This is a genomic window from Acidimicrobiales bacterium, assembly GCA_030747595.1.
In the GTDB taxonomy this organism is placed as follows: Bacteria; Actinomycetota; Acidimicrobiia; order Acidimicrobiales; family MedAcidi-G1; genus UBA9410.
Window position 1 is genome coordinate 109,537 of the sequence record JASLKK010000005.1, and the last position, 16,615, is coordinate 126,151.

Genomic DNA, 16,615 nt, shown 5'->3' on the forward strand with positions numbered 1-16,615 from the left:
CTCCGCTGCGGGTCAGCCCCGAGCGGGCTGGGCCTTCCAGAAATAGTTGTGCAACCCATCGGCCGTGAACATCCGACGGAACGTCATCTCCACCCGGTCACCAATGGCCACCTCGGCTGGGTCGGCGTCGGTGAGTTCGATGGGCATGCGACCGCCACCGTCAAAGTCGACCACTGCGAAAACCACCGGTGGGCTCTGTGAGTAGACGAGGTGGTCCACGGTGAAGGTGGCGATGGTGCCCGTGGCGTCGGCCATGGGAGCCGGGTCCATGTCGTCGACCGCTCCACCGGCGATGCCGACACGACTGGGCGGCAGGTGGGTGATTCCGGTGGTCCGGTCGGTTGCTCCGACGAAGCCGTGCTTCCAGTCGGTCCGCCGAAGGGAAGCTGCCGAGGAGGGTCGGTTGGGTTCGGGCCGGTTGGGGGGCTGGATCTCCAGCAAGCCCCGCCACGTCAGGTAGCGGGTGTAGGCGACGTCGGTCCGATTGTCGACCTGAGCGGCCACCGATCGGGTCGGCCGGCCGGAGGCCAGCGCATCGGTGGTCCGAAATAACAAAACCTCGCACCCGTCGGCCAGTACCACGAGGGCAACCACGGCGCCGGCTTCGGCCCCGTCCAGCACGTCGGCTAGGAGGAGAGAGGGATGAGCAGCTCCAGCGTTTCCGACGGTATCCGCCCGGTCGTCAGCCACGGCCACGCCGAGGCCGGACGCGGCCTTCTTGGTGGCCCGACCATGCAATCCGGTGACCACGGCGATATCGACGTCATCGACGGTGAGACCGGTGGCGGCTAGGGCATCAGCCCAGGCCTTTCGTACGAGAGGTAGGTAGGCCTGCTCACCGAAACGGTCCTCCCAAGTACGCGAATGGGCGTTTCCCGGGGTTCGCCAGCGGTCGGTGAACTCACCGGTGGCCGTGGCCCCACCGAGGTACTCGGCCAGCAGCGGACCGTCGTCGGATGATCCGGTGAGGATGGCCGTCGCTGCGTCACCACCCCCGCCGTCCTCGGGGCCGGTCGGCAGGCCGATCCGGATATCGGAGGCCACGACCAGGGTCCGGCCCGGAGCAGTCAGGGCGGCACGCAGGGCGCCCACAGCGGAGCGCTGGGCGCCCCCGAAGTCCAATGCGGAGATCGTGGAGTCGAGTCGGAGGGCGGCGTGCATCACCGTGGCGTTGGTCTTGTCGGAATACGCCGGAGCAACCGTCGAAAACCAGAGAGCGTCCGGCGTTGTGTTGTCGAGCGCCCGCAGCGCCCGGCGGGCCGCCGCCACACCCATGGTCGTGGTGTCCTCGTCGAAGGAGGCGACGGCACGATGACCCCTACCACCCCCTGCTCCCATGACCGATGCGATCTCGGCCCGGTCGAGACGCCGGTACGGCACGTGGGCGCCGTAGGCAAGGATTCCTCTGGTCATGCTCATGCGTCTCCCCTCCGATACCGTACAGATCTGACGGACCGTCAGATTACCTTCCACAAGACCGGACGCCCCATGGACTTCGATTTCACCACCGAACAGGAGGCCTTCCGGGCCGAGGTCGAGGCCTTCCTCAACGCCAACGACGACCCCGACGTGTTTGACCCCACCAGAGAGAACATGGCCCAGATCGTCGACACGCCCAAACGCCGAGCGCTGATGAAGAAGATGGGCGAGCAGGGCTGGCTGGGCATCACCTGGCCGAAAGAGTACGGCGGCCAGGAGGGCGAGGGCGTCTACGAGTACATCCTCAACGAGGCCCTCGCCGGGCGGGGTGGCCCCCAGATCGGCAAGGGCGTCGGAATCATCGGCAAAACCCTCATCGCCCACGGATCAGAATTCCTCAAGGAGGAGTTCCTCCCCAAGATCCTGGCCAACGAGGTGGAATTCGCCGTCGGCTACAGCGAGCCCGAGGCCGGCTCGGACGCGGCGGCCATGAAGCTCAAGGCCGTCGAGACCGAGGGAGGGTGGACCCTCAACGGCCAGAAGACCTGGACCACGTCGGCCCACTTCGCCGAGTGGTACTGGGTGGGCGCCCGCACCAACCCCGACGCCCCCAAGCACTCGGGCATCACCCTGTTCCTCGTGCCAATGGACCATCCCGGCATCACCGTGCAGGGCATCTGGACCATGGGCGACGAGCGCACCAACGACGTCTTCTTCGACGACGTATTCGTCCCCGACGAGTACGTAGTCGGTCAGCTCGACCACGGCTTCCAATACATCTCCCAGGCCCTCGACCTCGAGCGGTTCACCATGTTCACCTTCTCGCCGATCAAGCAGCGCCTCGACCTTTTGATTGACCACGTGCGCTCGGCCTGCCGCGACGGCCAGCCACTCAAGGACGATCCGAAGGTGCGTTCACGCATCGCCCGTCTGGCCACCACCGCCGAGGTAGCCCGGGGGATGGGCCTGCGGGTCGTCGACGCCTCAGTGAAGGCAGAGGCCAACGGTGGCGCACCGCCGACCATCGAGTCCTCGGAGTACAAGCTGTTCACCACCGAGTTCTCCAAGACGCTCGCCGACGCGTCTATGGACCTAGGCGGTCCAGGCACCCAACTTCGGGTCGGCACCGAGGAAGCCCCCATGGCGGGGCGAGCCGAGTCGACCTACCGGTACACCGTGCTGGACACCATTGGCGGCGGCACCTCGGAGGTGCAGAAGAACATCATCACCCGCCGCGGCCTGGGCCTCCCCAAGAACTTCTAGCCCGACGGGCATCCAACCATGACGACCGACCGCCCTCTTCTCGACGGAATCACCGTGCTGGACCTCGCCTCGGTGGGGCCCGCGGTGCGCGCCTCCCGCTGGCTGGCCGACTGGGGTGCCGACATCATCAAGGTGGGGCCGGTTCCGCGTGACGCCGACGTGCAGATCAACCCACCGGCCTACGCCTACAGCGCACACCGGGGCATGCGCCGAGCCTTGCTGGACCTCAAGTCCGACGGAGGACGCGACGCCTTCTTGCAACTGGCCGCCCATGCCGATGTTGTCATCGAGAGCTTCCGGCCCGGCGTTGTCGACCGTCTGGGAATCGGCTACGAGGCCCTCTGCACCGTGAATCCCCGCATCGTGCTGTGCTCGACCACCGGCTTCGGCCAGACCGGCCCCCGGGCCCAGTGGGCGGGCCACGACCTCAACTATCTGGCCGTGGGTGGCTACCTCCACTGCTCGGGCCGTGGCAGCGACGGCAGCCCGGCACTTCCCGGTGCGACAGTGGCCGACAGCGCGGGCGGTGGCCTGCACGCGGTGGCCGCCATCTGTGCCGCACTGACCGCCCGGGCGACCACCGGCAAGGGCACCCACCTCGACGTGTCGATCGCCGACGGAGTCCTGTCGCTCATGTCGCTGGCCATCGACGAATACCTGGCCGACGGCACCGAGCCCGGACCCCGCCACGGCCTGCTCACCGGTCGCTACGCCTGGTACGACCTCTACGAATCCTCCGACGGCGGCTGGCTGGCCGTGGGCGCCATCGAGCCCCGCTTCTTCGCCAACTTGTGTCGCATCTTGGGCTGCGACCAGTGGGCCGGACTGCAGTACGACGACGATGCGGTCGATGCCATGCGGGCCGACTTCACGGGGGCCTTCGCCTCGCGCCCCCGCGATGAGTGGGTAGACCTCCTAGGGCCGGCCGACACGTGCGTCACCGCGGTGCTGGACGTACCCGAACTCCTAACCGACGAGCAATTCCGGGCCCGGAGGGCGTTCACCGAGGTCACCCACCCAACGGCCGGAACCATTGCCCAGGTGGCCGCCCCACTAGCCGGGCAGGTCGACGCTGCCGATCTACCCGTCTACGACATGGCCTTGCCGGCCACAGACGAGATCCTGGCCGCCGTCGGTGTGAGTGCCGACCGACTGGCCTCCTTGCGAGCCGAAGGAATAATTGCATGAGCACGGAACTGGCCCCGATCACCGAAGAGGTCACCGACCGGATCGGGCTCGTCCAGTACGAGGAAGAGGGCGGCTTCCCGGTCGAGCACGGCTACATCTGGACGACGTGCGCTGCCGTCGAGAACGGCAACCCGCTGTTCTGGGACGAGACGGTGGCCGACAACCTCACCGACGGACCGATCGCCCCGCCGACCATGCTGTCGGTCTGGTTCCGCCCCCACCACTGGTCGCCGGGCCGCACCGAACCAGCGGTCCCCCTGCAAGCCCACTTTGACCTGAAGGACGACCTCCACCTGCCCGAGGCCATCATCTCGTCGAACACCAACACGTTCCACGACCCGGTCCGCATTGGCGACCGGGTCCGGTCCCGCCAGATCCTCCGATCGGTCAGCGAACCCAAGACGACCCGACTGGGCCACGGTCGCTTCTGGACCATCGACGTGGAGTACCTGAACCAGGACGACACCCTGCTGGGCGTGGAGTCCTACACGGCCTTCGGCTACCGCCGCGCCGACGCCGAGAAAGGAGTCGGCTCGTGAACCGACCCGTGACTCGACTGGTCCATGGTGACGTCGCGATCGGTGACACTCTGCCCGGTCTGGGCGTCGACGTGACGGCCACCACGGTCGTGCTCGGCGCACTGGCATCACGGGACTGGCGACCCATGCACCACGACCGTGACTTCGCCATTAACCGCAACGGGACGCAGGACATCTTCCTCAATACCCCGAATCAGGCAGCCTGGTTCGAGCGTTACGTGACCGACTGGACAGGGCCCACCGGCCGACTGGGCCGCATGACCTTCCGCATGAACACCTCGGTGTTTCCCGGCGATCACATGGTCTTCACGTCCACCGTCACCGGTACCGAGGTCGACGATGCCGGATGCGGATGGGTCGACCTGGACGTGGCCCTCATGGTGGGCGAGGTGGCCGCCACCACGTGCGCCACCCGGGTGGCCCTCCCCCTCGACGAGAACGACAATCCCTGGGCTCGCCGTGGCGATGCCTGGCGACCCTAGGAGACCCGACCGTGGACCTCGCCTTCACCGACGAACAGGACATGCTGCGAAAGGCCGTGCGCAGCCTGTGCGCCGACGCCGCGGACTCGGTACGTGCCATGGAGAACGATCCGAAGGGCTTCGACGACGACTTCTGGCAGGGCCTAGCGGCCATGGGCCTGACCGGGCTCATGACCTCCGAAGCCCTCGGCGGCTCGGACATGGGGCTGTTGGACGCTGTGGTGGTCTACGAGGAACTGGGCCGCAGCCTCGTGCCCTCACCTCATCTGGCGTCGGCGGTAGTGGCCGCCGGCGTGCTGGCTACCGCCGGATCCGACGCCCAGCAGGCCGAATGGCTGCCCGCCATGGCCACTGGCGACGCCGTGCTGTCCCCGGCGTGGCTGGAGCCGGACAACAGCTCGGGCCCCAGCGGCGTCCAACTGACTGCGCAGGCCGACCCGACCAGAGGCGACGACCGGGAATTCGTCCTGACCGGCGTCAAGCGACACGTCCCCTTCGCCTCGTCGGCCGACCGACTGGTGGTTCTGGCCCGAACGGGAGACCGAAGCGAGGCGATCGACCTGTTCTTGGTGGATCCCACGGCCCCGGGCGTCACACTGACCCTCCAACCGACGGTGGCCGGCGACACCCAGTACCGGGTCGACCTCGACGGCGTCCGGGTGACGGCCGACGATCGGATCGGTGAGGCCGGTACCGGCTGGACCACCTGGTCGTCGGTCATGACCGACGCAATGGTTCTAGTGGCGGCCCAGGCAGTAGGCGCTGCCGAGGCCACCCACGCCCTGACCACGGAATACGCCAAAGAGCGACACCAGTTCGACAAGCCCATCGGCTCGTTTCAGGCCATCAGCCACTATCTGGCCGACGGCATCACGGCCATCGACGGTGCCCGGGTGCTGGTCCACCGGGCCGCTTGGACCCGCGACGAGGGGCGGGACGTGGCCTCGCTGGCCCCCATGGCCAAGCTGTTTGCCACCCAGGCCTGCCGGGACGTGACCGGTGTGGCCATCCAGGTGCACGGCGGTATGGGCTTCACCGTGGAGTGCGATGCCCAGCTGTACTTCCGCCGGGCAAAATCCTGGCAGCTGAACTGGTTCGACAACGACCACCTCGAGGACCTGATCGCTGCCGCCGTCCTCGACTGACCCGTCCCAGAAGATGTTGCTTCCGACTGGGGGCCGGCTGGAAGCAACCGGACGTGGATGCCCTAACGTCCGGACCCTGTCAGACGACCGGTCTGCGGAGGACGCCGGGGGGGCACCATGGGAACGTCTTGGATCATCGAGGGCTCGGTCGATGACCGTTGGCCGATCAACACCCGGGGCAACGTCGGCGAGGTCTTCCCCGAGGTCCTAACTCCACTCTCGTACCGGCTGGGGGTGATCGCTGCAGAGAAGGCATGGCGTGATGCCTATGCCGAACTCGGAGTGGCCGTGAAGAGCGACTTCGCTGGCGACGACCCGGTGATCATCGGCCTCTACGGCGGCTACGCCTACCTCAACCTCTCCTACCTGCGAATCCTCGGCGTCCGGGCTCCCGGGTCGTCTCCGGAGGCCATCGATGTGGCTTTCTTCGGTGAAGGTGATCCCCCGCCCTACGAACCGAGGAAGGGCGACCGGAACCTCCGCTCCACGCTCCGGATCCTGAAGTCGGTGATGGGCGCTCTGGGCACGAAGGCCATGCCGTCAATGGTGGCCGAGAGCTACGCCCTGGCCGACGCCCACCGAGAGGCCTGTCCGCCACTCGACGCCTCTGACGAGGATCTGCTGGCCTACCTCCACGCCTTTCCCGCGGCCTTTGGTCCGGCCTTCAAGAACCACATGCTCTCATCGGGCCTAGCGTCAATCGTGGCCGGCTTTCTGGCTGATGCCTGTGCAGCGGCAGGTCAACCTGGCCTGGTGACCCACCTACTCGGGTCGGCAGGTGACGTGAAGTCGGCCGAGTACGCCCGCGACCTGTACGCCATTGCCCTGACGGTGCAGAACCAGCCCACGGTGGCCGCCGCCTTTGACGCCGGCGTGGCCGGGCTCCTTCAACGGTTGGACGGTTCTCGGGCCGGCGATTCCAACGTGGCTGACTTCCTCGAACGATTCGCCGCCTTCGTGGCCGACCATGGACACCGCGGCCCCAACGACTGGGAGCTCTCGTCGCGCAACTGGGAGAACACGCCGGAGATGGCCCTCGTGGCCATCGACCGCATGCGTCTGGCCGACCACGACCTGGACCCGGCGGCCCGCCTAGCCGACGACGGTGAGCGTCGCGCCGCAGCCATTGCCGTGGTCCGTCCCCACGTCAAGGGACTGGACCGGAAGAATTTCGACAAGGCGTTGGCTGCCACCGGCTGGTGGGCTCAGGCCCGCGAAGCCACCCGGGATCGGGCCATTCGCATCGGCGCCCCCACCAAGCAGGTGTACCGCGAACTCGTCCGTCGGGCTGCCAAGCGTGGAGGCGACCCGAATCCGGTGCGAGTCGCCCTGCTGGATCCACTCGACGAGCTCCCCGCCTACCTGGCCGATCCGGGAGCGTTCGCCAACCTGCTAGCCGAGCGGGGCGCCCTGTTCGACCGGTATGCGGCAGTCGAACCGCGCTTCTTCATCACCAGCCAAGACGAGGTGCCCACCATCGAGGAGCTCGAAGCCGACCAGGCCGCCCGAGCCGCCGACACCATCGCCGCTCCCGGTGATGTGCTCACCGGTGCATCGGGATGCCAGGGCGTGGCCCGGGGCCGGGCCCGCATCGTGATGGATCCGGCCGATGCCCTCGACCTCGAGCCAGGCGAAGTGTTGGTGGCCCCCATCACCGACCCGGCGTGGACTCCGCTGTTCCTGCCGTCGGCCGCCGTGGTGGTCGACGTAGGGGCGCTCATGAGCCACGCGGTAATCGTGTCGCGTGAACTGGGCATCCCGTGCGTGGTGTCCGTCGAAGGCGCCACCCGACGGATTCCTGACGGGGCGCTGGTCGAGGTGGACGGCACCGCCGGAACGGTCACCGTGCTCGACGGCTAACCCGGACCGTCAGCCGGTGACGCCGATCGGACAGGACACGCCGGTGCCACCAAGACCGCAGTAGCCCATGGGGTTCTTGGCTAGGTACTGCTGGTGGTATTCCTCGGCGTAGAAGAACTCGGATCGATCCACGATCCCGGTGACAATCTCGTCGTAACCAGCCTCGGCCAGCCGGGGGGCAAAGTCATTGCGGGTGGCCTCAGCGGTGGCCCGTTGGGTGGCGTCGGCCACGTGGATCTCGGACCGGTACTGAGTGCCCACGTCGTTGCCCTGTCGCATCAACTGGGTCGGATCGTGGTTCTCCCAGAACACCCGGAGCACACTGGTTAGGTCGATCGCCGCGGTCTCCCACGCCACCAGCACGACCTCGTTGTGTCCGGTGTAACCCGAGCAGACCTCTTCGTAGGTGGGGTTGGGGGTGTGGCCGCCGGCGTAACCCACCGCAGTGGTCCACACGCCGGGCGTGTCCCAGAACATGCGCTCAGCGCCCCAGAAGCAGCCCATTCCCACGATGACTGTCTCGATGCCGTCGACGAATGGGCCGACCAGGGGTCGCCCGTTCACGAAGTGGGCGGCTGGGACGGCCATGACATCGGGCCGACCGGGCAGCGCGTCGGCTGGATCCGGAATGGAAAGTGGCTTGTGTCCGAACATGGCGTGATCCTAGGACGGGCCCGGATCGACTCGAACCAGATCCGCTCCGACTCCCGGTCAGATGGTGAAGGCCAGGCGGGTGGCCATTTGGGTTCCCAGATCGACGTCGCCACCCACCGTCACCCGACCGTCGTCCAGTAGCGGCTGCGGATCGATCCGACCACCGGTGAGCGACAACCAGTCGTGTGACGACATGGCCAGGGTCACCGTCGGTTCGCCTTCCAGCTCGTCGACCACCGCCGCCCGTCCATCGACGGCCACCCGAATGGTGGCCTCGACCGGTCCGGTGAGGGTCACCTCGACCCGGCTCCCGTCGGGCGCTCCCGCCTTCTTGCCGATGACGAATCCGGCCGCAGTACTCACCTCGGCCACTGACATCTCGGCCGGCCGACCGGCAGTTCCCTGCGGGTGACCCAACGGCGCACGACAGTCCTCGAGGTGGAGCCACGAGTCGTAGACCCGAACGTGCATGAATCGTAGGTACGGCACCTCGCCTACCGGCGACCAGCCGACCTTCAGGATCTCCTCGTCGGGCATGGCGTTCAGTTGATCGAGCCGTTCGGTCGAGATGGTCCGGAAGGCGTCCAGCACCTCGGCGCCCGACATCGACCGCATCGATTCCACCCACTGTTCGTTGCCCGCCGCGATGGCGTTCTTGAGGTGCTCGGTCGGGAACTCGACCTGGGGAGCCTGCTCGCCCCGGAGCATCCGCTCGGTTCCGATGATATGGGCCAGGTTGTCCTGGACGGTCCAGCCAGGACACCGGCTGGGCGTGGCCCAGTCGTCGGCCGACAAGCCCTCCGCCCAGTCGATCCACTCGTTCCAGATTTCGGCGAGTCCGCCGAGAATGTGGTCGCGGTCCAACGTGATGTCCATGGAATCTCCGTTCGGGGGGGGTCGTTCGTCGAGCGTTCGGGTCTGGTCAGGGCGTGACGTTGATCAGGGGGTCGGGTTGGCCACGGACTGCCACTCCCGGGCGTCGAGGTAGGGCTTGAACACCTCGCCGACCGCGTGCAGGTCGGCTGGGGTCTTGGGGCGCTGCAACTCGTAGAGGTGAGGAAACTCAAGCCATCCAAGCACCAGGTCCCAGAGTCGCTCGGCAGCCTCTCCGGTCGGTGGTTCGATGAGGACCGGGCCGAACAGCTTCCGGGAGTCGTCGGCATCGGCACCTGGGAACACCAACGTCGGGACCCCCCAACCACCCATGCCCAGCACACGATCATGATCGGCCCGGACGTCGTCGTGGGTGGTCTCATCGGCCAACGCGGCATCCACGTAGCCGGGATCGAGGTCCATCTCGACGAGCAACTCGCGGGCTACCTCGGGACGGTGGGGCTTGCGACCCTCGACGTGCAGGGCAGTGCCCGACCGTAGGTACCAGGCGTCGTTCAGCTCCGGGGCCTCACGCTTGAGCAGGGCGCCGATCCGCATCATCGACCAGCCGTAGGACCACTCCCGTTCCCACGGATGCTTCTTCCCCTCGGCCCGGTTGACCTCCTCGAGGCTGAAGAACCGCCAGTCCACGTCGAGTTCGAGCCGGTCGCGGACCTCGCGCATCCACAGCGAGGTCTGGTAGGCCCACGGGCAGATCACGTCGAAGTGAAAGTCGACCCGCATCGGTTTTTCATCCATAAACGGAGCCTCGCGCAGACTCGTAGCGAGGGGTCAGTCGGGGACACGAAGCTCATGACGGGTCACCTTGCCTAGGGCGTTGCGGGGTAGGGCATCGACGGCCACCACCCGCCGGGGCAGCTTGTAGGCCGCCAGGTGGTCCTGGGCGAAGGCCCGCAACTCATCGACTTCGGGGCAGTCGTGTCCGTCGGCCGCCACGATCCACGCCACCACCTCCTCGCCCCACTCGGGCGAGGGCACGCCGGCCACCGCCACCTCAGCCACCGCATGGTGGAGGACCAGGGCGTCGTCAACCTCCCGGGGATAGACGTTGAGGCCACCGCTGATGATGAGCTCCTTGGCCCGTCCGACGATGGCCAGGTATCCGTCGTCGACCGCGCCCAGGTCGCCGGTCCGGAACCACGGGTCGCCACCATCCGGATCGGCCACGAACGCCTCGGCCGTGGCCTCAGGTCGCTCCCAGTAACCGGCGAACACGTTGGGTCCCCTGACGAGGATCTCGCCGACCGGCCCATCAGACCCGTCGGCCAGCCGGACGTCTACTCCGGGCAGCGGGATGCCCACCGCTCCCGGACGTCGAACATCGTCAAACGGGTTGGAGACCAGCATCACCGTCTCGGTCATCCCGTAACGCTCTAGGACCGAAACGCCGGCCCGTTCGGCCAGACGAACGTGGAGTTCGGCAGCCAGCGGCGCAGAACCGGCCACGCAGAGGCGAAGGCCTCCGAGGAGGTCGACCCGATCGTGGTCGGCCAGGCGGTGGTACATGGTCGGCACGCCGAAGAACATCGTGGCGTCATGGACGTCGAGGGCGTCCAGCACGTCGTCGGGGGCGAACCCCGACTGCAGAACCGCTGAGGCCCCGGCCAGCAGGGTCCCGTGGAGGCCCACACCGAGGCCGTGCATATGGAACAACGGCAAACACAGGACGAGCCGGTCGACTTCGGTCCAACGCCAGGCCACACGAACCGACTGGGCGCCGGCCAACAGGTTGGCCTGGGTTAGGACCGCGCCCTTGGGGCGCCCCGTGGTACCCGACGTATAGCCGATGATCGCCGGATCACCGGGTAGCGATACATCGAGAAGTGCTGCCGTCCCGTCATCGGCGGGCACGTCGGGGAACGGATCGACCAACTGGGCTACCAGGAGGTCGGGATCCAGCCCTGCCAGCAGTTCGGCCCAACCGTCATGGCCGACCAGCGCTGCCCGGGGGGTGCAGTCGGCGATCACGTGGGCCAGTTCAGCCTCGCGGTAGGACCCATTGGTCGGCACCACGACCAGGCCGAGCCGTAGACAAGCCACATGGGCCACCGCCAGGTCGACGGTCGACGGTCCCGAGAGCAGCAGTCGCTCACCGTCCACCAGGCCCGCCCCGGCCAGACGGGCCGCCAGGCGTTCGGTGCGATCCAGGAACTCGCCTCTGGCCACCCACCGGGCCGGACCGCCGTCGATCGAACCCCACAACAGCGGGCGGTCAGGTTCTGCACCGAGGACCGCGGTCCACGCCCCGGCCAGCGTGCCAGGGCGAGGAAGGTCGAATCCGTCCGGAGCCCCTACCGGCAGGTGTGCACTCCAGTGCCGGAGATCATTCATCGTCCGGACCGTACCGTCGACGCCGGGGCTGGCCGGATTCGGGAGGGCGACTTGACCCGAGAGACCGGTTGATCCATACTAATGACATCCATTAGATCAACACGGAGAGCAACTTCATGGAATTCGGCATCTTCAGCAACGGCTACACCCCGGGCCCCGCTGCTCACGACTCGGAAAGCGAGCACACCGAACTGATGCGGGAGGCTGAGTACGCCATCCTCGCCGACAAGCACAACTGGAAGTACATCTGGTTCGGCGAGCACCACGGGCTAGTCGAGTACAGCCACATGTCGGCCCCCGCCCCGATGATGGGCTGGGTAGCCGCCCAGACCGACTACATCCACATCGGGTCGGCCATCACCAGTCTCCCGACCAAGAAGGAGCACCCGGTCCGAATCGCCGAGCGGGCCGCCATGCTCGACCACGTCACGAACAACCGGTTCGAGTTCGGCACTGGTCGGGGGGCCGGAAGCCACGAGCTCCGGACCTTCAACGTGATGGACCCGAGCGAGACCAAGGCCCAGTGGGACGAGGTCATCCACGAGATCCCGCGGATGTGGGAACAGAAGGACTACGACTTCGACGGCGAGTTCTTCACCGTGCCCACCCCACACAACATCCTCCCCAAGCCCTACGGCCCCGGCCATCCACCCATCTGGGTGGCCTGCGGCAACCCGCCGACCTTCGCCAAGGCCGGCTCCATGGGCATCGGCGCCATCGCCTTCAACTTCGAACCCATCCACAACCTCAAAGGCCGGGTCGACGCCTACAAGGAGGCCATCCAGGACCCGATCGACCAGATCGGCCAGTACAAGAACGACAACGTCATGATGACCAACGCCTGCATCTGCCTGGAGGACCGCGACGAAGCTCGGGCCGTGGCCATGGCCAAGGGCCGCGGCTACCTGGTGACCATGGTCAACATGTACCACGACACCATGCCCAAGTCGCCCGACGCCATCGTCTGGCCCAACGCACCCATGGATCCAGGCTGGACCGAGGAACTCCTCGACATGGCCATCGACGGTGGCTACATGCTCTGCGGCAACCCCGAGGAGGTCTGCGAGCAGCTCAACCGCTACCGGGACGTGGGCTGCGACCAGGTGGTCTTCGGCCTGCCCACCGAGGGCCTCACCCACGACCAGACCCTCGAGATGATCGAGCTGTTCGGCGACCAGGTCATCCCCGAGCACGACGGCGACCGGGTCCACTCCACTGACCGCTATCGGGCCACCGCCGAGCGCCAGTTCCCCGACTTTGGTTACCCGGTGCCCGAAGGCATTGACGTGTCGATCATCCCGACCACCGCCCTGCTCTCCCTGGGCTGACGTCCGAACCCGACCGGAACCGCCGAACCGGAAACAGGCGCGCCATGGCCCGCGACGGAACCGAAACTCGGACCCGACTTCTAATGGAAGCCGAGCGTCTCTTCGCCGAGGTCGGAGTCTGGCAGGCCGCCACTGGCGACATCGTCCGCTCCGCCGGCCAACGCAACGCCTCGGCGCTGACATATCACTTCGGGTCACGTGAGGGGGCGCTCGACGCCATCCTCGCCGAGCACGGCAACCCGGTCGACCAGCGGCGGGGCGAACTGCTGAGCAACCTTGAGGGAGGACCCACCACTGACACCCCGGCTGTGCGGGACCTGGTGTCGACCCTGGTGCGACCCATGACCGCCGTGCTGGACGACCCACGGGGACGCCGCTACGTGCGGATCATCGCCCAACTCTCGGACCGCTTCCCGGCCTGGCGGGACGCCCCGTCGGGCGTTGACCAGACCCATCTGGAAAGGGCCTTGGACCTCTTGGAGGGGGTGGCCGCCGGCGACGGACCGGCGGCACGCGAGGCCCGCCTGCTGGCCATGATCCAACTCATGACAGTGTCACTGGCCGCCCGGGCCGGTGAGATGGAACACCGGCGGCCCCACCTCGATTCCACAGCCTACGAGCGGCACCTGGTAGACGTCCTGACCGGTGTGCTCACTGCGCCCAGCACCTAAACCGCTCCACGTGTCCGGTACCGTCGCCCGCCGTGCACGTCATCCTCGTCCGACACGGACGCCCCGAGATCGTCGTCGACTCCCCCACCATTGCCGACCCCAGTCTGGACGAAATCGGTCGATGGCAGGCCGAACGCCTTACCGCGTGGCTGGCGTGCGAGGAGATTGACGCGGTAATCACCAGCCCCAAGGCCCGAGCCATCCAGACGGCGGCCGGGACGGTCGAGGGGCTCGGCATTACCCCCCGGGTCGTCAACGACCTCGACGAGATCGACCGCGGCGCCCACACCTACCTACCCACCGAACTGCTGCCCACCCAGGGCGGCGCGTACTGGGACCAGATCTGCGAGAAGCGGTACGACGAGATCGGGTGGGACTCCCCCGAGGCGTTCCGCGACCGGGTGGTAGCCACCTGGGACGACCTCTGCCGCAACCCGCCGGGCGAACGGGTGCTGGTGGCCTGCCATGGCGGGACGATCCGTACCATCCTCGCCCATGTCGCCGGCAATGACGGCGCCGGCTTTCGCCTCGACTACACGTCAATCAGCCGGGTCGAGGTCACGCCGCCGGGTGGCGACCCCTCCGGCGAGGACGGCCCCACCGACCCGTACTGCTCGGTGGCCAGCGCCAACGAGGTCGCCCATTTCGACGCGGAGCGCACCGCAGTGGTGGGTGCCTTCCGGGGCGCCGAACGCCCGGGCACCACCTTCAACCGTCGGCCACTGTCCGCTCCCACTTCCTGAACAGCAACCGGGTAGGAGCTTTCCTCAGCGGGACTCCAACAGATCCGGGCCCAGTTGGTCGACCGTGGAGGCCCCCACGAGGGCCATGGTGCGTTCGGTGCCCGAGCGGAGCAACTCCAGAACATGGTCCACGCCCTGCTCGCCGGCCGCCGCCAACGCATAGAGGAAGAGGCGCCCACCCATCGTGGCGTCGGCGCCGGCAGCCACCGCCTTGACGATGTCGGACCCCCGACGGATACCTCCGTCGCAGATCACCTCGATCCGACCAGTTCCCGCTTCAGCTACCGCGGTGGCCACTGCACTGGCCACCGATGGCACCAGATCAAAGGGTGCTGGGGCCGTGTCGAGCTGGCGTCCACCATGGTTCGACAGGATGATCCCCTCCACCCCGTGTTCGACGGCCAGCACGGCGTCGACCACCGACTGGATGCCCTTCACGAGGATCGGCCCGTCCCAGACGGTGCGCAGCCACGCCACGTCGTCCCAAGACAGGCCATGGTCGAACTGGGCGTTCATGTACCCGGCCAGGTCCACCGCCCTCTCGCCGGCTCCCGGGGCACCCCCCGTTTCGGTAATCTCGCCGGGCCGAGCGCCGGCCCCATCGTTGGCCAGCCCCTCCACGTTGGCGAACCGGATCGGATCGGATCGGAGGAAACGCCACGTCCAACCCGGACGGCGTATCCCGTCCAGAAAGGTCCCGGGCCCGATCTCCGGTGGCAAGGTCAGGCCCCGCCGGACATCACGCTCCCGTCGACCCAGCATGGCCGTGTCGACTGTCAGGCAGATGGCCTCGAAGCCGGCCGCCGCGGCGCGGTCCAACAGGGCCCGGATGAGGTTGCGGTCGCGCCAGGCGTACACCTGAAACCACAACCGGGCACCCGGTCCGGCCACCGCCGCACACTCGTCAATTGATCGGGTCCCCATGGTCGAGAGGGTGAACGGAATGCCGGCCCGCCCGGCAGCCCGGACCACGGCCAGCTCGCCAGCCGGATCGGCGATGCGGGTGAATCCGGTGGGCGCCAACACCAGCGGGAAGGCCAGCGGGCGCCCCAACAACGTGGTCGAGGTATCCAACTCGTCGAGACCCTGCAGTACCCGCGGCCGAAACGTCATCTCCTGGAAGGCCTGGACGTTGCGGTCCAGCGTCAGCTCGTCCTCGGCCCCGCCGTCGATGTAGTCGAATACACCGGCCGGGAGACGACGGCGGGCCATCTCCCGTAGGTCGTCGACATTGGCGGCACCCCGCAGGCGTCGGGCCGTCCGATCGCCCACCGGGCGACGCAAGCGCACCACGGCTCGCAACGTTCGGATCATGCCCATGGGAGGAACTGTCGAGAGGGGCGTCAGCCGCCCATCTCGTCGGCCTTTCGCTTCTCGTAGATCTCCCGGCACGTTGGACAGACCGAAAAGCGGTCCGGATCACGGCCTGGCACCCAGACCTTTCCGCACAGGGCCACCACCGGCTTACCGGTCACCGCCGACTCGACGATGTCGGACTTGCGGGCGTAGTGCGAGAACCGGTCGTGGTCGCCGTCGTCGAGGATCGGATCGTCTAGGAGGGGATCGACCGGGGTGATCGTCTCGAGATCCGAGAGGACCGCGAACTGCAAGGTGTGCATCGAGGTCGCCGATCAGTCCGCGGCGTGCCGGTCGAGCGAACCGTCGAGGTCGGACAGCTTGTCGATACGCCCAGTGTGGCGACCGCCCTCGAATTCGGCATCCAGCCAGGCCCGGAGGGTTTCGGATGCCACCTCGGGCTCGATCAGGCGTTCGCCGAGGCAAATCACGTTGGCATCATTGTGCTGACGTGTCAGGCGAGCCGACGTGACGTCATGCACGGTCGCGGCCCGAACCCCGGGAACCTTGTTGGCCGCCATGGCAATGCCGATGCCAGACCCACACACGCATAGGCCTAGTTCGGCGTCGCCGCCGACCACCGCCCGGCCCACCGCTGCACCGAAGTCCGGGTAATCGACCCGCTCGGACGAGTGGGCGCCCAGGTCGAGCACCTCGTGGCCGAGATCTCGTAACTCCCCGGCCAACTGCTCCTTGAGCGCGTATCCGGCGTGATCGGAACCGACGGCAATGGTGGCCATGA

17 protein-coding genes are annotated in these 16,615 nt (G+C 67.4%); 9 read left to right on the forward strand and 8 right to left on the reverse strand.

Annotation, left to right across the window (positions count from 1 at the left end; all coding sequences use genetic code 11):
- Positions 1–12: 12 nt before the first annotated feature.
- A complete protein-coding gene (locus QF777_05500) occupies positions 13–1,419 on the reverse strand; it encodes an OB-fold domain-containing protein (protein ID MDP6911003.1) in 1,407 nt (468 codons plus the stop codon).
- A gap of 69 nt (positions 1,420–1,488) precedes the next feature.
- On the opposite strand from QF777_05500, the gene QF777_05505 reads away from it, so the two are divergent.
- The 6 genes from QF777_05505 to QF777_05530 all read left to right on the forward strand — a co-directional run bounded on the left by QF777_05505 (position 1,489) and on the right by QF777_05530 (position 7,896).
- A complete protein-coding gene (locus QF777_05505; GenBank protein MDP6911004.1) occupies positions 1,489–2,682 on the forward strand; it encodes an acyl-CoA dehydrogenase family protein in 1,194 nt (397 codons plus the stop codon).
- Between the two features lie 18 nt (positions 2,683–2,700).
- Positions 2,701–3,870, forward strand: a complete 1,170-nt coding sequence (locus QF777_05510; protein MDP6911005.1) for a CaiB/BaiF CoA-transferase family protein — start codon at positions 2,701–2,703, stop codon at positions 3,868–3,870.
- Positions 3,867–4,409, forward strand: coding sequence for a MaoC family dehydratase N-terminal domain-containing protein (locus tag QF777_05515; protein MDP6911006.1), 543 nt, complete (start codon positions 3,867–3,869; stop codon positions 4,407–4,409). Before QF777_05510 ends, QF777_05515 begins: the two co-directional genes overlap by 4 nt.
- On the forward strand, positions 4,406–4,891 hold the full coding sequence (locus tag QF777_05520) for a MaoC/PaaZ C-terminal domain-containing protein (GenBank protein ID MDP6911007.1): 486 nt from the start codon (positions 4,406–4,408) through the stop codon (positions 4,889–4,891). Before QF777_05515 ends, QF777_05520 begins: the two co-directional genes overlap by 4 nt.
- 11 nt (positions 4,892–4,902) lie before the next feature.
- The gene (locus QF777_05525) at positions 4,903–6,036 is read left to right on the forward strand and encodes an acyl-CoA dehydrogenase family protein (protein ID MDP6911008.1); all 1,134 of its coding nucleotides are present in this window, start codon (positions 4,903–4,905) and stop codon (positions 6,034–6,036) included.
- 117 nt (positions 6,037–6,153) lie between these two features.
- Positions 6,154–7,896 (forward strand): PEP-utilizing enzyme, encoded by a 1,743-nt coding sequence (locus tag QF777_05530; GenBank protein ID MDP6911009.1) that lies wholly within the window; start codon positions 6,154–6,156, stop codon positions 7,894–7,896.
- A gap of 9 nt (positions 7,897–7,905) precedes the next feature.
- Here QF777_05530 and msrA read toward each other — a convergent pair whose 3' ends face one another.
- The 4 genes from msrA to QF777_05550 all read right to left on the reverse strand — a co-directional run bounded on the left by msrA (position 7,906) and on the right by QF777_05550 (position 11,775).
- Complete coding sequence (msrA, locus tag QF777_05535; protein MDP6911010.1) at positions 7,906–8,550, reverse strand: peptide-methionine (S)-S-oxide reductase MsrA; 645 nt, start codon at positions 8,548–8,550, stop codon at positions 7,906–7,908.
- A gap of 57 nt (positions 8,551–8,607) precedes the next feature.
- The gene (locus QF777_05540; GenBank protein ID MDP6911011.1) at positions 8,608–9,426 is read right to left on the reverse strand and encodes a maleylpyruvate isomerase family mycothiol-dependent enzyme; all 819 of its coding nucleotides are present in this window, start codon (positions 9,424–9,426) and stop codon (positions 8,608–8,610) included.
- Positions 9,427–9,489: 63 nt separating this feature from the next.
- Positions 9,490–10,182, reverse strand: a complete 693-nt coding sequence (locus tag QF777_05545; GenBank protein ID MDP6911012.1) for a DsbA family protein — start codon at positions 10,180–10,182, stop codon at positions 9,490–9,492.
- 33 nt (positions 10,183–10,215) lie between these two features.
- The gene (locus QF777_05550) at positions 10,216–11,775 is read right to left on the reverse strand and encodes an AMP-binding protein (GenBank protein ID MDP6911013.1); all 1,560 of its coding nucleotides are present in this window, start codon (positions 11,773–11,775) and stop codon (positions 10,216–10,218) included.
- 116 nt (positions 11,776–11,891) lie between these two features.
- On the opposite strand from QF777_05550, the gene QF777_05555 reads away from it, so the two are divergent.
- The 3 genes from QF777_05555 to QF777_05565 are packed head-to-tail and all read left to right on the forward strand — an operon-like array spanning position 11,892 to position 14,517.
- Positions 11,892–13,103: an LLM class flavin-dependent oxidoreductase gene (locus tag QF777_05555; protein MDP6911014.1), complete on the forward strand. Its 1,212-nt coding sequence runs from the start codon at positions 11,892–11,894 to the stop codon at positions 13,101–13,103.
- A gap of 44 nt (positions 13,104–13,147) precedes the next feature.
- Positions 13,148–13,774: a hypothetical protein gene (locus QF777_05560; GenBank protein MDP6911015.1), complete on the forward strand. Its 627-nt coding sequence runs from the start codon at positions 13,148–13,150 to the stop codon at positions 13,772–13,774.
- A 32-nt stretch (positions 13,775–13,806) separates the two neighbouring features.
- Positions 13,807–14,517: a histidine phosphatase family protein gene (locus QF777_05565; protein MDP6911016.1), complete on the forward strand. Its 711-nt coding sequence runs from the start codon at positions 13,807–13,809 to the stop codon at positions 14,515–14,517.
- A gap of 24 nt (positions 14,518–14,541) precedes the next feature.
- Here QF777_05565 and QF777_05570 read toward each other — a convergent pair whose 3' ends face one another.
- Genes QF777_05570 through rpiB form a run of 3 tightly spaced genes read right to left on the reverse strand, consistent with a single transcriptional unit; the run spans position 14,542 to position 16,613 of the window.
- Positions 14,542–15,837, reverse strand: a complete 1,296-nt coding sequence (locus tag QF777_05570) for an alpha-hydroxy acid oxidase (protein ID MDP6911017.1) — start codon at positions 15,835–15,837, stop codon at positions 14,542–14,544.
- 23 nt (positions 15,838–15,860) lie between these two features.
- On the reverse strand, positions 15,861–16,136 hold the full coding sequence (locus tag QF777_05575) for a DUF3039 domain-containing protein (GenBank protein MDP6911018.1): 276 nt from the start codon (positions 16,134–16,136) through the stop codon (positions 15,861–15,863).
- Between the two features lie 12 nt (positions 16,137–16,148).
- Entirely contained in the window at positions 16,149–16,613 is a 465-nt protein-coding gene (gene rpiB, locus QF777_05580; GenBank protein MDP6911019.1) for a ribose 5-phosphate isomerase B, read from the reverse strand.
- Positions 16,614–16,615: the final 2 nt, after the last annotated feature.